The sequence below is a fragment of the Pseudomonas sp. MWU12-2029 genome, from assembly GCF_023242425.1.
GTDB classification, from domain to species: domain Bacteria; phylum Pseudomonadota; class Gammaproteobacteria; order Pseudomonadales; family Pseudomonadaceae; genus Aquipseudomonas; species Aquipseudomonas kribbensis.
In genome coordinates this window covers 322,511-336,409 of record NZ_JALJDY010000005.1, presented here as the reverse complement: position 1 = coordinate 336,409, position 13,899 = coordinate 322,511, and the positions used below count along the sequence as shown (strand labels likewise).

At 61.9% G+C, this 13,899-nt stretch carries 8 protein-coding genes; 1 reads left to right on the top strand and 7 read right to left on the bottom strand.

What is annotated here, in order from left to right; translation table 11 throughout:
• Positions 1 to 2: 2 nt before the first annotated feature.
• Genes M5B44_RS14830 through M5B44_RS14820 form a run of 3 tightly spaced genes read right to left on the bottom strand, consistent with a single transcriptional unit; the run spans position 3 to position 5,900 of the window.
• Positions 3 to 1,922 (bottom strand): PAS domain-containing sensor histidine kinase, encoded by a 1,920-nt coding sequence (locus M5B44_RS14830; RefSeq protein WP_248739653.1) that lies wholly within the window; start codon positions 1,920 to 1,922, stop codon positions 3 to 5.
• Positions 1,923 to 1,932: 10 nt separating this feature from the next.
• A complete protein-coding gene (locus M5B44_RS14825; RefSeq protein ID WP_248739652.1) occupies positions 1,933 to 4,251 on the bottom strand; it encodes an ATP-dependent DNA helicase in 2,319 nt (772 codons plus the stop codon).
• Positions 4,248 to 5,900, bottom strand: coding sequence for a VRR-NUC domain-containing protein (locus M5B44_RS14820; protein ID WP_248739651.1), 1,653 nt, complete (start codon positions 5,898 to 5,900; stop codon positions 4,248 to 4,250). The genes M5B44_RS14825 and M5B44_RS14820 overlap by 4 nt, the downstream gene beginning before the upstream one ends.
• 198 nt (positions 5,901 to 6,098) lie before the next feature.
• Between M5B44_RS14820 and M5B44_RS14815 the strand changes: the two genes are divergently transcribed.
• A complete protein-coding gene (locus M5B44_RS14815; RefSeq protein WP_134826800.1) occupies positions 6,099 to 6,323 on the top strand; it encodes a YgdI/YgdR family lipoprotein in 225 nt (74 codons plus the stop codon).
• A gap of 59 nt (positions 6,324 to 6,382) precedes the next feature.
• On the opposite strand, the gene M5B44_RS14810 is transcribed toward M5B44_RS14815, so the two are convergent.
• From M5B44_RS14810 to M5B44_RS14795, 4 genes are all read right to left on the bottom strand, one after another.
• Entirely contained in the window at positions 6,383 to 6,757 is a 375-nt protein-coding gene (locus M5B44_RS14810; RefSeq protein WP_134826799.1) for a hypothetical protein, read from the bottom strand.
• Positions 6,758 to 6,920: 163 nt separating this feature from the next.
• Complete coding sequence (locus M5B44_RS14805; RefSeq protein WP_248739650.1) at positions 6,921 to 8,774, bottom strand: polyurethanase; 1,854 nt, start codon at positions 8,772 to 8,774, stop codon at positions 6,921 to 6,923.
• Positions 8,775 to 8,924: 150 nt separating this feature from the next.
• Positions 8,925 to 10,613 (bottom strand): polyurethanase, encoded by a 1,689-nt coding sequence (locus M5B44_RS14800; RefSeq protein WP_248739649.1) that lies wholly within the window; start codon positions 10,611 to 10,613, stop codon positions 8,925 to 8,927.
• Positions 10,614 to 10,670: 57 nt separating this feature from the next.
• Positions 10,671 to 13,757 carry an autotransporter domain-containing protein gene (locus tag M5B44_RS14795; RefSeq protein ID WP_248739648.1) on the bottom strand — a complete coding sequence of 1,029 codons (3,087 nt, stop codon included), beginning with the start codon at positions 13,755 to 13,757 and terminating at the stop codon, positions 10,671 to 10,673.
• Positions 13,758 to 13,899 lie beyond the last annotated feature (142 nt).

Below are 13,899 nucleotides of genomic sequence, written 5' to 3'. Positions count from 1 at the left end.
CCTCACTTCATCGACTGGGCGATGATCTCCACCAGTTGCATCTGGTTGAACGGTTTCGACAGCCGTGGCAGTTGCGCCGCAAACCCTTCGAGGCGCTCGGCGTAACCGGTGGCCAGGATGATCGGCAGATCCGGCTTGAGCACGCGCACGGCATGGGCCAGCTGCGCGCCGTTCATTTTCGGCATGGCCATGTCGGTGATCATCAAGTCGATCACTTCTCCTTGATCAAACAACTCCAGTGCCTGCGCACCGGAGGCCGCACCGATGACCCGATGCCCCAGATCCTCCAGCAACAGGCTGGTGCTGGTGCGCACCAGACTGTCGTCGTCCACCACCAGCACGCTGAGTCGCGGCACCGACGCCATGGACGGCCTCGGGCTCAGAGGCTTGGCCGCCATCCCGTCGACGGCGACCGGCAGCCAGAGCTCGGCGCAAGTCCCCTGTCCCTTCACGCTTTTGAGGATAAAGCGGCCGCCCAACTGTTCGATGAAACCATGCACCATCGACAACCCCAGCCCGGTGCCCTTGCCGAGGCCTTTGGTGGTGAAGAACGGATCGGTCGCCGAGGCCAGCGTCGCGTCGTCCATGCCTTCACCGGTATCGGCCACGCTCAGGCAGACATAGCGTCCCGCCGCAAGGCTTGCCTGACTCTCCTGCAAAACCACTCGCGGCTCGGCACCGATGACCACACTGCCGCCCTCGGGCATCGCATCGCGGGCGTTGGTGGCCAAGTTGAGTACCGCCAGTTCGAGCTGGTTGGTGTCGGCGAGCACCGCTTCAAGATCGTCGGGAAACTGCGTTTCGATGCGAATCCCCGGCCCCAGTGAACTGCGCAACAGACCGGTGATGCCTTGCACCAGTTTCGGGATGTCCACCGGTTCGGTCTTGAGTTCCTGGCGCCGGGCGAAGGCCAGCATGCGCTGGGTCAGTGACACACCACGCAGCGCGCCCTGGGTGGCGTTTTCCAGCAGACGGCTGACCTTCGGGTCGTCGCCGACGCGTTTACGCACGATCTCCAGGTTACCGAGGATCACTGTCAGCAGATTGTTGAAGTCATGGGCGATACCGCCACTAAGCTGACCGATGGCCTGCATCTTCTGCGCCTGGAACAGCGCTTCGCGGGTCTGCTCCAGTGCCAGTTGCGCCTGGTGGGTTTCGGTCACGTCACGGGTGATCTTGGCAAAACCGAGCAACGTGCCGGTTTCACCGCGAATCGCATCGACCACCACGTGGGCCAGAAACCGCGTGCCGTCCTTGCGCAGGCGCCAGCTCTTGTTCTCGAAACGGCCCTCACGCACGGCGGTTTCCAGCGCCCGTTGCGGCTCCCCGATCTCACGGTCTTCCGGGGTGTAGAACATCGAAAAATGCTTGCCGATGACTTCGTTGGGCGCATAGCCCTTGATCCGTTGCGCGCCGGGATTCCAGTTGGTCACGCGGCCTTCCGGGCTGAGCATGTAGATTGCGTAGTCGGTGACGCCCTGCACCAGCAGGCGGAATTGCTGTTCGCTTTGCTTGAGGGTTTCCTCGGCCATCTTGCGGTCGGTGAGGTCACGGGTGATTTTCGCAAAACCGAGCAGTTGCCCGTCCGGGCTGTAAATCGGGTCGATCACCACGTGGCACCAGAAATGCGTGCCGTCCTTGCGCACCCGCCAGCCTTCGCCTTCGAACCGGCCTTCGCGGATGGCTGTATCCAGTGCCCGTTGCGGCATGCCGACGGCGCGGTCTTCATCGGTGTAGAACCGCGAAAAGTGTTCGCCGAGAATCTCGGCTTCCTCATAACCCTTGAAGCGTTTGGCCCCGGAGTTCCAACTGGTGATGATGCCGCCGGGGTCGATCATGTAGATCGCGTAATCGACCACGGCATCGATCAGCAGGCGAAAGCGCATTTCTTCGATCGCAGCGGACTTCTTGTTCTCGCTCATCAGGCTTGGCTCAAAGCAGATTTTCAATAACAGGAGTATGCGTCAAACCGGCGGATTGGAAAGCTGCATCTGCATGATCGAGCTGCCACCAGCGCGGCAACAGCTGCTGGATGCGGCTCTCGGAGAAGCGATCGTCGATCAGCATGACCACGCCGCGATCCTGCTGGGTTCGGATCACCCGCCCGGCAGCCTGCACCACTTTCTGCATGCCGGGAAACAGGTAGGTGTAGTCGTAACCAGCGCCGAAGATCGCTGCCATGCGCCGTTTCATCTGTTCATTGACCGGGTTGAGCTGTGCCAGACCCAGCGTGGCAACGAAGGCGCCGATCAACCGGGCGCCGGGCAAATCGATGCCCTCGCCGAACGCACCGCCGAGTACCGCGAACCCGACGCCCTGGCTGTGCGCCGTGAACTGATCGAGAAACGCCTGCCGCTGCCCTTCGGCCATGCCCCGTGATTGCTGCCAGATCGGTATGTGCGGATGCCGTTCGGCGAGCAGCTGCGCGACCTGTTGCAGGTAATCGAAGCTGCTGAAGAACGCCAGATAATTGCCCGGGCGCTCAGCGAACTGGCGGGCGATCAATTCGACAATCGGTTCCAGCGACGCCTGACGATGGGTGAACCGGGTGGAAATCTGGCTGACGATCCGCACCTGCAACTGTTCGGCGCTGAACGGCGACTCAACGTCGATCCAAACGATGTCCGCCGGAGTGCCGAGCAGGTCGGCGTAATAGTGGCGCGGGCTGAGGGTCGCGGAAAACAGCACGCAGCTTCGGGCCGCTTTCAGGCGCGGGCCGAGCAGTGTCGCCGGCACCACGTTGCGCAGGCACAGTTGCGACAGCGGACGTTTGCGCTCGAGGTCGCGTTTGCTGATGTCGAACAGGTAGTTCGCGTCGAACAACTCCGCGACCCGGCCGAATTGCAGCATCTCGAACCAGGCATTCTGCAAGCCGCTGTCGAGCCCTTGCGGGTGATCATTGAGGTAATCGCCAATGCTCGCGCTGCACGACGTGATCGCCTGCAGCAGTTTTTCCGGTGCCTTGTCGTAGGCCTGATACGGCGCCAGTTGCGCGTTGTGCAAGGCATTCCATTCCCGGTTGACCCGTTGCAGGGGTTTCTTCAACGCCTCGGGTGCGGTTTTGCGAACGCTGTTGAAGATCCCCTGATCGAGGGTGGCGCTGTACATCTGCCGCCCGCGCTCGACCAGGTTATGCGCCTCGTCCACCAGCACCGCGACCTTCCATTGATTGAGCTGGGCCAGGCCGAACAGCAGCGCGGTGAAATCGAAGTAATAGTTGTAGTCCGCGACCACCACATCGGCCCAGCGCGCCATCTCCTGGCTCAGGTAATACGGACACACCGAATGTTGCGCGGCGACTTCACGGATTGCAGCCTGATCCTGCAACCTCAATTGACTGGCGGCTTCACGGGCCGCCGGCAACCGGTCATAGAAGCCTTGAGCCAGCGGGCAGGACTCGCCGTGACAGGCCTTGTCGGGATGCTCGCAAGCCTTGTCCCGCGCGACCATTTCCAGCACTCGCAGCGGCAGGGTTGCGTGGTGATCGAACAGCACTTGCGCCGAATCCAGCGCCAGTTTGCGCCCCGGTGTCTTGGCGGTGAGGAAATACACCTTGTCCAGTTGCTGCGGCGCCAACGCCTTGAGCATCGGGAACAGCGTGCCGAGGGTCTTGCCGATGCCGGTGGGCGCTTGGGCCATCAGACAGCGGCCGGTGCTGACGGCCTTGAACACCGACTCGGCAAGATGACGCTGGCCGGGGCGGAAACTGTCATGGGGAAAGCCCAGTTGCTGCGCCGCCTGATTGCGCGCTTCACGATGGGCCATTTCCTGCTCGGCCCATGCTAGGAACAAGCCGCACTGTTGTTCGAAAAACTCGCGCAATGCTTCAGCGCTGAAGGCTTCGACCAGGCAGGTTTCCTTTTCGCTGACGATGTCGAAGTACACCAGCGCCAGGTTGATCTGTTCCAGCTGCAACCGGCAGCACATCAGCCAACCGTAGATCTTCGCCTGCGCCCAATGTAGTGCGCGGTGGTTGGCCGGTTGTTTGCTCAGGTCGCCACGGTAGGTTTTGACTTCCTCCAGGCAGTTCTGCGTCGGGTCGTAGCCGTCCGCCCTGCCCTTGACCTTCAAGGTGCGGAACTCGCCTTCCAGCGCCACTTCGCTTTGATAGGCGTCATTGCGCCGCGAGGCGACGGTGCGGTGACCGGCGATCCCCTCCAGCGCGGTGGGCGACGGGGTGAAACGCAAGTCGAGGTCGCCGCTCTTGGCGGTGAACTCGCACAACGCCCGCACCGCGATGCTGTAGCTCAAGCGCCCTGCTCCGCCCATTGCACGTAACACACGGCTACCGGCATCTGGTGTGTGTGGCAGAACTCCAGCCAGCGCAATTGATTGTCCTGCAAGCGGTCGCCGGGGCCTTTGACTTCAATCATCCGGTAGGTCTTGTGCTGCGGCCAGAACTGGATCAGGTCGGGCATGCCGGCGCGGTTGGCCTTGATGTCCAGCAACAGGCGATTGAACCAGTGTTTGAGGTGTTCGGCCGGCAGGCAAGTCAGCGCTTGTTCCAGCAGTTCTTCATTGAGCGCGCCCCAGAACACGAACGGCGACTGAATGCCCCACTTGGCGGCAAACCGGTTGCGGATGGTTTCGGCATAACGGCCGTCGTCGAGTTCCGCCAGGCAGACTTCGAACAGCTCGGCCCGACGTCCCTGGAAATCCTCATGGAGCAAATCTGCCGGCCCGCGCTGGAACGGATTGAAAAACGCCCCCGGCAGCGGCGCGAAAATTGCCGGCCAGCACAGCAGGCCGAACAGCGAGTTGATCAGGCTGTTCTCGACGTAATGCACGGGGCCGGTGTCCTCATGCAGATGCGCCTGCACGTGATATTCCACCGACAGCGCCGGATCGAGCCGAGGCAGGTGCAGATCCAGGCGTTCCACGGGGCGTGCTGTAACGCGCTTGAGCGGTGGCCCGCCAAGTTTGCGCCGCAGCCGTGGCAGTGCCCGTTGCAGGCCCTGCTGTTCGGCGGCGCTTTCCGGCGCCTGTTCGGCCAGCGTGCCCAGCTCCAGCGCCAGGGCATATTCGCCGCAGCGTTCCAGCACCCGGATCATCCGCAACCGCGCGCCAGGATAGGCACAGCCGCGATAAAGGCTCAGGGCCAGGGCAAATTCCGCGATGCGTTCGCAGTGCTGGCCGATCTGGAACAGCAATTTGCCGAGCCGACGCTGCAACCACGGGTTGTCGAACTGCAAAGCGCTCAGTTCTTCGGCAATCGGCTCGATCGCCTCACCCGTCTCGAAACGCTGCTGGCAATCGTGCAGGAACAGGCAGGCATCGACGTCGGCACGGCTGCGCAGGCCCCGGGAATCGGCGCTGAATTCGACTTTTTCGTAGGTATAAATTCCGAGGTCAGCCAGGACAAACTCCGACCAGTCCTGGTACAGATTGCCGAAGAACATCAGGCGAAACCGGTCACACAGGTCCATCAACGTCAGGCTGAACAATTGGTCTGCAATCGCCGGGCACCAGTCATGCCAGCGCCGTGATTCGGGAAACTGCTCATGCAGGATCGGCAACCAGTCGACCTTGCGACCCTTTGGATCATCGATGGCCGGGCCGAAGGCTTGCACGACTTCGGCCTTCAGCAGCAGATCAAATAGCTCCGGCATCGACAGCAGCGCCTGTTCATCGAGCCAGCCATGATCGAGCAACGGCTGCGCGGCTGATGCAATGTCGCCGATTTCCGGATAGTTGAGTTTGCCCGCCCGAAAATGCACGCCCTTGCGCATCACCATCCGCACCAGCAAACCCTGGGAGCCGCGCGGCAGTGACTTGAAGTCGCGAATGAAGGCATGCTCCGTTTCGCTCATCACGTCGGCATAACGAAGCTCAAGCCAGTCAAGCACTTGCCGGAAGTTGTTGAGGTAATAGAACGGGTCGTCGAGGGGGCTGGAAGTCACGGTGATAACGGGCCATGGCAAGCGAATACTGGTTATGCGTACAGATAACAGTTCTGCCCCGACGGGCGCAAACGGAAAAGGATCAGTGGCATCCGCGATTGAGGTTTTTTCGCCAGTCCATCGAACTTTTACCGGGGATTTGGCACCAACCGCGTTAGAGGACCGACACCGGTCGAAATGAATGAGGAATTACCGGGTATGAATTTCAAGACGTTGTTTATGCCGATGACCGTCGTAGCGCTGATGGCGCTGGCCGGTTGCTCCACCCCGACCGTGGTGACCTTGCAGAATGGCACGCAGTATCTGACCCAGGACATGCCGAAAACCAAGTCCGAGGACGGCTTCTATGAGTTCCGGGACATTTCCGGCGCGAAGATCCGGGTCAAGTCCGACGAAGTGGCCACGGTACGCAAGCAAGATTGACGATTACCCCCATCAAAAAAGGCTGCGTTCCTGTTGGAGCGCAGCCTTTTTTGTCTTCCTCAGCGGGGTAACGCCATGCCGGGAAGGGAGCCGTCGCAGTTCAACGGGCGCTCACCGCGCCGGACCATTTCTTCCTGCAGGCGCTGGCAACGTTGACGCTCCTGTTGCGCCATGCGGTCGATGCTCAGGTTGCCGGTCATTTCGGGCTCATTGTTTTCGCCGATGCGAACGGTCACGAACGGTTGTTCGGGCTGGATATGAAAGCGGCTTTTCTCTTCGACCGGCTCGCTGTTCTCGGTGGGTGCCGGTTTCGGCAATTCATCGGAGCTGACACCGTAACGGCTCAGAATCGAGCTGTGAGGCAAATCGGCCCAGACGTTGGCCGACAGCAGCGCCAACCCGACAATACCGATATACCCCTTGAAACCTTTCACGTTTGAATCTCCTGTACTCAATGGCGGCTTGCCCATACATGACGAGTGCGCATGCGATGGCTTTAGTCCGCATTTCCTGTTGGTGCAGGGCTTTGAGTCAGGTAGTGGCCAATGAGTCACTTTTGACAGGGAGAGGGAAAGAGTTCCCTCTCCACAGTCACCCTCAGGCGATCACGATGCCATCGGCACTGAGACTGCTCAGCGAAACCCCGACCAGCGTCACCGAATCAGCACCAAACTTCAGCACCGTATCCTGCCCCACCGACGTGGCATGGGCGCGGAAGTCATCGCCGGGCAACACGCCCTGCACGCCGAGGAACACCAGTTTGTCATTGCCGTTGAAGCCCACCACCCGGTCCTGGCCGAATGCGCCGCTGAACAGGAACGTATCCGCCCCGCCACCGGACTCCATCAGGTCATTGCCGGCGCCGCCGACGAACACGTCATTGCCCACGCCACCGATCAGGTGATCGTTGCCGTCCAGGCCGAACAGCCAGTCGCCACTGGCATGCGCCTTGAGGGTGTCGGCGCCGCTGGTGCCCTTCACGCTCGACTCGTACTGGGTGACGTTGTTGCCGACCTTCAGGCCATCGGCGGTCACGCTGTGGGTCACGTCGTCCTTGAACAGGCCCCAGAGGAAGCCCGGCTCCTTGGTGACGATGCTGCCAATATCGCGGGTGATGCTGATCCCGCCGTTGGCATCGCGGATGTACAGGTTGCCGGCGCCGTCGTTGGCGAAGTCGAACTTGTTCACCGACTGCTGCAGCTCAAGGGTGTTATTGCCTGAACCGCCGAGGATGATGTTGTAGCCGCCGCTGTCGCGGAAGGTGTCGTTGCCGGCACGGCCTTCCAGATAATCGTTGCCACTGCCGCCCTGGATCAGGTCGTTGCCGTCGCTGCCGATGATGAAGGTGCTGCCCTTGTGGGGCTCGGCGTTGCGGTTGAGATCCTGCACCCAGGTGTTGGCCCGCGCCGGGTCCGACAGGTTGGCCACGATAATCGTCGAGTCACGGCTGGTGAGGTCGTAGAACTTGGACTCGATGACCCTGTTCATGCCGTCGCCGTAAGCCGTCGGCAGGTGCGAGATCCAGGTCGGGATGTTGACGATCGAATACGGCAGCACGTTCCACGCGTTCGAGGCGTAGTGGTCGTTGAAGCTGACGATGTTGTCGGTCGCCGAGACTTTCGATGCGTCGTGCACGCCGAGCGAGGCGCCAGTGAAGGTCGAGCCGTCGAGGGCGCGGAATACCGGGTCGTTCTCATAGCCGACGTTGAGCACTTTGTCGGTGCTGCTCTGGGTCGGCGAGGCGTAGGCGATGTAGTTGGAGTCCTGGAAGAACCCGCCCCACTTGCTGCCGCTCAGGTCCGCCATACTGTTGACCGCCAGCCCACCGAGGCTGTGGCCGCTGACCAGCACGTCCTTGCCGGTGAGACCGTTGGCCTTGGCGAACGCCACCACGTTGTTCATCAGGTTGCCGAAGGCTTCGCCGACGTAGTTCTTGGCGTAATCCTTGGGCCCGAATGCGGCGAGCAGGTCATTGATGGCATCGGCGATGGAGTCGCCGATCAGGATTTCCCGTGGGCCACTGGTGCCGCGAAAGGCGATGCCGATTTCCGTGAGATGGCCCTGGGCGTCGTACTTGCCGAGGATTTCCACTTGGGCACTGGTGTAGCCGGGCTTTTCGCCGAAGAAGGTTCCGCGCACGTCGGTCTTGCCGTCATAGCCCAGTTGCGACGCAGTGATAGGCGTCCAACCGGCCTGCTTCACGGCATCGAGGGCAAGCTTTTCCGAGTCGGGGTTCCACGGGATTCCGGGAATCACCCCTTGCGAATCGGTGCCGCCGATCAGCGCGCTGATCAGCGTGGCCGGCAGCCCGAGGCCGAAGCCGTTGTGCTGATAGCCGACCGCGAAACCGTTGTCGAGGTTGTGATAGGAGTACAGCGTGATGGCCATGGCATCGCTGAACAACGCCTTGGAATCCGCTGTGCTGAAGTTCTTGTAGTCATACACACCCATTGCTGTTGCCTCTCTCTTTGTTGGAATTATTCAGAGATAGCTCACAACCAGAACGCCCCTCTCGGGGCGCCCCGGAGCATTTCCTTACAACACTTCTGTCATGCAACTCCAATGGGAACCGCCGCAAGCCACGGTGGTTCCCGCACGGAATCAGGCGAACACGAAACTCGAGTCCGACAGGTTAGCCACACCCACCCCGATCAGGGTCACGGCATAGTCGCCAATCTTCAGCACGGTATCGGCGCCGGACTGCGAAGCATGTTGCTTGTAGTCGTAGCCCTGCCCCGCGCCCTGCACGCCCATGAACACCAGTTTATCGCTGCCCTGGTAGCCATTGATCGAGTCGAAGCCGAACGCGCCGCTGAACAGGAAGGTATTGTTGCCACCCACCGCATTCATCACGTCGTTGCCGGCGCCGCCGACGAAGGTCACATGGGCCTTGTCGCTGAACAGGTGATCGTCGCCACCCAGACCGAACAGCCAGTCGCCGTCAGCGGTGGCTTTCAGCGTGTCACCGAGTGCGCCGCCGTTGAGCGAATGGTTGTACTGGGTCAGTTCGGCGCCGTTGGCCAGGCCTTTGCCGGTGACGGTCCAGGTGATTTCCTTGCTGCTCCACATCGAACCGGACTCTTTGCTCACGATTGCGCCGATGTCACGGGTCATGCTGATGCCGCCGTAGGCGTCGCGCACGTACAGCGTGCCGTCACCGTCGTTGGCGAAGCTGAAGTTCTGCAACGGTTTCTGCAGGTCGAAGGTGTTGTGGCCCTGACCGCCCAACAGAATGTTGAAGCCACCGTCATCGCGGAACAGGTCATCGCCGGCACGGCCTTCGAGGAAGTCGTTGCCCGCCCCGCCCTTGAGCCAGTCGTTGCTGTCGGTGCCGATGATGAAGGTGCTGCCGGTGTGCGGCTCGCCGCTGCGGCCCAGATCCTCGACCCAGGTCTTGCCCCGGGACGAGGCTTCCAGATTGGACACGATGATGGTCGAGTCCTGGCTGGTGAGGTTGTAGAACTTCGAGTCGATCACCCGGTTCAGGCCGTCTGCATAGCCCAGCGAGCTGTGGGCCGACCAGTTCAGCGGATTGACGATGCTGAACGGCACCAGGTTCTGCGCGGTGGACGCGTAGTTGTCGTTGAAGTTGACGATGTTGTCGGTGGTCGAATCGTGCGGCTTGTCGTGTTTGCCCATCGACGCCGTGCTGAACGTGGTGCCGTCGAGCACACGGAATACCGGATCGTTCTCGTAGCCGATGTTCAGCACGTTGGTGCCGGTGCTGCTCTGGGTCGGCGAGGCGAAGGAAATGTAGTTGGCGTCCTTGAAGAAACCACCCCAGTCGCTCGCGCTCAGCTCCGCCACGCTGTTGACCCCGAGCCCGCCGAGGCTGTGGCCGCTGATCAGCACGTCCTTGGCGGCAATGCCGTGAGCCGTGGCAAACGCGGCGACGGATTTGAGCAGGTTGTCGAAGGCGTTCTTCGCGTAGTTCTTGGCGTAATCCACCGGCCCGATGGCGGCCAGCAGGTCGTTTTTCATGTCGCCGAAGGTGTCGCTGTAACTCAGCCCGCCCGTGCCGCGAAAGGCCACGCCGATGCCGATCAGCTTGCCGGCGGCGTCGTATTTGCCGAGCACTTCCGCCTCGGCGCTGGTGAAACCGTCCTTCTCGCCGAAGAACGTCCCTTTCGCGTCGGTCTTGCCTTGATAACCCAGGGCCGAGGCGCCCAGTGGCGCCCACCCGGTGCCGGGCAAAGGCTGCCCGGTCGGCGTGTAGGAATACAGCGTCAGCGCGATCGCATCGCTGTACAGCGCTTTGCCGTCGGCATTTTTGTAATCGAACAATCCCATGTCGTGCTCTCTCTTCCTTTCAAAAGCGGCAGTTCTCTGCAGAACTGCCGCTACACCTTAGAACTGCCAGTCCAGCGTCAGGCCCACACCGTGGTCCTTCTCGTTCGAACCGATCAGTCCGTTGTAGTCCAGGTTGACCCGGACATCGCGATTCAGCGCCAGACCGGCACGCACGCCGACCACCGCTGCATCTCGATCCATCGACACACTTTGCACGTTGAACGCGCTGTTGCCATTGACGAAGGCCAAGTGGCTGTCGGAATCCACGCTGCTCAGGTTGTGCTGCCAGCCCAGTGTCGCACCCAGTTCCAGTTGATGTTTGTCCGACAGGGCAAACGTGCGCTTGGCGCGAACGCCGAGGGTCGACAGCACGGCGTCGCGGTTGTCCTCACCGCCCTTCAGTGCGGCGGCATCACCCTTTTCGGTGAAGCTGTCGCTGTTCAGGTGCACGTAAGCCAGATTGGCGAACGGCTCCAGGTTCATCGGCTGCAGACCGAGATCGTAGGCGGCTTCTGTGAACAGTTGTGCGGTGGTCGCATCGCGTTTGGTTTTCTGCTTGCCGCTGACACCGGCGAATTGCAGGTCACGTTTGACGTCGATGCGATGCCAGCTGTAAGCCGCGCCGGCGGTCAGGCGCAGGGCATCGATCTGGTGCCCCAGGTATGTACCCAGGTGATAGCTGTCAATCGATGCCGACGAGTGCGTGCCGCTGCCCATGTTCAAAGAACTGTCGCTATAACCGGTAACGAAACCCAAGCGAGTATCTTCAGTAATCAAGCCATCGACACCGAGCAACAGCCCGCCAATGGAGCTATTGGAATTGGCATTTTCATGGCCGCCATCGGTCTTGCCCCAGGCACCGAGCACCTTGAACCAGGCGTTGCTGCGGTCATCGGTCGGCGCACCGGCATCGAACAGATCCCGTTCGCGCAGACGCTCGCCCACCGCATCACGCAGGTAACGACTGTCGTTGATCAGCAGCGTGCCGATGGCCGGGTGAATCTCGCCGGACAGTTGCTGGAACGCGTCCTGCGCAACGGCGGCAGTCGGCGACAGCAACAGGGTTTCGAACAACGCATTGCCCGCCCCCAGACGCTCGGCGGCCGCACCGACGGCGCGCTGGTTCGGGGTCAGGCCGACGCTGGCGAACGAAGCACCGTTGCGCCCGACATTCAGTTGAACACCGCCCGAGGAGTAATCGAGAGTGCCGCCGAGGAACGCGTAGTTGGGCAAGACCTGACCAAAGCGCCCCTGAATGCCGCCCGCCGCCTGCAGAATGTTGAACTGGCTGCCCAGCAGCGATTTCACTTCAGTCGTGGTCAACAGCGTCGGGCTGTTTTCCAGGGTCAGGGCGACCGTTGCGCCGTCAATGATTGCGGTGCCGCCAGCGACCACACGGTCGCTGCTGGTGGGCGAGACTTCCACGGCATAGGTCGAGCCCGGTTCGAAGGTCACGTCGCCGGCCACGTTCAGCGTCCCGATGGAGTTACCCGGCGCCACGATACCGCCGCTTTTCGCGGTCAGTGCGGCGATGCGCCCGTTACCGCCGAGAATACCGCCGTCGTTGACGGTGACCGCCGATTGCAGGGAGCCATTGATCGCCAGACGGCCACCGTTCACCAGGGTCGGGCCGGTATAGGTGTTGGCACCGGTCATCACCAGAGTGCCGATGCCCTGTTTGGTCAGGCCGCCATGGCCGGAAATGTCGTTGCGCCAGGTGTCGAGCCCGCAGGTGATGTCGGTGCATACCCGCTGGGTGGGCTTGCCGGCGTCGATGATCGCGCCGATCCCCGGCAGATCCGCCACGAACTGGCTGGAGCCGTAGGCGCCTTCGATGCGGAACTCGGCCGGAATGTCCTGCTCGGTGACGAACATCGCCGGGCCGTCGATGCCCTTGCGCAGGTTGATCATGCCCCAGCCGTACAGGGCGTCAATGCCCGGAGCGCCAAGGTCGGTGGCCGTGGTGCGCAACACGCTGGCAACCTGGGCACCGGTCATGTACGGGAAACGCTCCATCAGCACCGCCACGGCGCCGGCCGCGTGCGGAGCGGCCATTGAGGTGCCGTTGTAGTTGGCGTAGCCGGTGGTCAGGTTATCGGCGTTGGTGCCGCCGATGATCGAACTGTAGATCTGCGTACCCGGCGCCGAGACGCAGAAGCTCGCGGTGTAACCGCAGCGCGAGGAAAAGGTACTCATGATGTACGGGTTGGCGCTGGTCTGATCCGGGTTCTTCTGCAGCGCGGAGACGGTCATCCAGTTCGGCGCGATTTCCGGCACGAAGTAACCGAGGCCGGCGATGGCGTCCGGGTTGTTCAGGTTGTAGTCGTTGCCGGCAGCGAAAATCGTCACGATCCCGCTGCGCGCGGCGGCGATTGCACCGTCATAGGCGCCGCCGGGTTTGGTGCCGAGCAGCGTGCGGATCTCGTTGAACTGCAATTGCGCGTCGTTGACGGTGAAGTGCGGGTACGCCGGGTCGCGACCGCCGAGGTCGAAACGGTCAGTGATGCCGATGCCCCAGCTGTTGTTGATGATTCGCGCGCCGCTGGCGATCAGGGCATCCCAGCCGGCCTTGTACACCGCGCCGTCGTTGCCACGGACGATGCCGTCTTCCGGGCCCGGGTCGCCGTTGTCGGCACTGATGATCTGCGCTCCGAACGCCACGCCATGCATCGGCCCGCCATCACGGCTCCCCGCCGCGATACCGCCGACGTGGGTGCCGTGAGCGCCGAGTTTGCCGTTGGAGCCTACCGAGGGTGAACCGTCATAGAGGAAGGCATCCCCGGCTTTGACCGGGATGTACGGGTCGGTGTATTCGCGGATACCGCTGGTGACCAATGTGATCACTTTGTTCGGCCCGGAAAACTCCGGGTGCGCCGCGTATACCGGCTGGTCGAAGATCCCAAGTTTCACGTTTTTGCCGGTGTAACCGGCGGCGTAGGCATAATCCGCGCCGATCGCGCCAAGGCCCCAGTCCGCCTTGAACTCGGCACTGCGCCAACTGGCCGGGTCCCCTGCCCGACCGTTTTCCACGTAGGGCGCGGCGTGTGCGCTGCCCCAGGTGGCCATGGCGCAGAGCAAGGCGCAGTTGAGGGTTTTCAGGCAAAAGCATCCACCCGATTGCGCGGGGGTGTTGTTGTTTTTCATCCAGCGACCTTCCTTAGTGATGTTGCACAAAATCCGTCTATTGAATTGATCGTTCCCACGCTCTGCGTGGGAATGCCTCTAGGGACGCTCCGCGTCCAGTGACGCAGAGCGTCACGGGCTGCATTCCCACGCGGGAGCGTGG

Bases quoted from the DNA above. Each gene is read 5' to 3' on its own strand.
- M5B44_RS14830 (WP_248739653.1), bottom strand. From the start codon at position 1,922: ATGAGCGAGAACAAGAAGTCCGCTGCGATCGAAGAAATGCGCTTTCGC.
- M5B44_RS14815 (WP_134826800.1), top strand. From the start codon at position 6,099: ATGAATTTCAAGACGTTGTTTATGCCGATGACCGTCGTAGCGCTGATG.
- M5B44_RS14805 (WP_248739650.1), bottom strand. From the start codon at position 8,774: ATGGGTGTGTATGACTACAAGAACTTCAGCACAGCGGATTCCAAGGCG.
- M5B44_RS14800 (WP_248739649.1), bottom strand. From the start codon at position 10,613: ATGGGATTGTTCGATTACAAAAATGCCGACGGCAAAGCGCTGTACAGC.
- M5B44_RS14795 (WP_248739648.1), bottom strand. From the start codon at position 13,757: ATGAAAAACAACAACACCCCCGCGCAATCGGGTGGATGCTTTTGCCTG.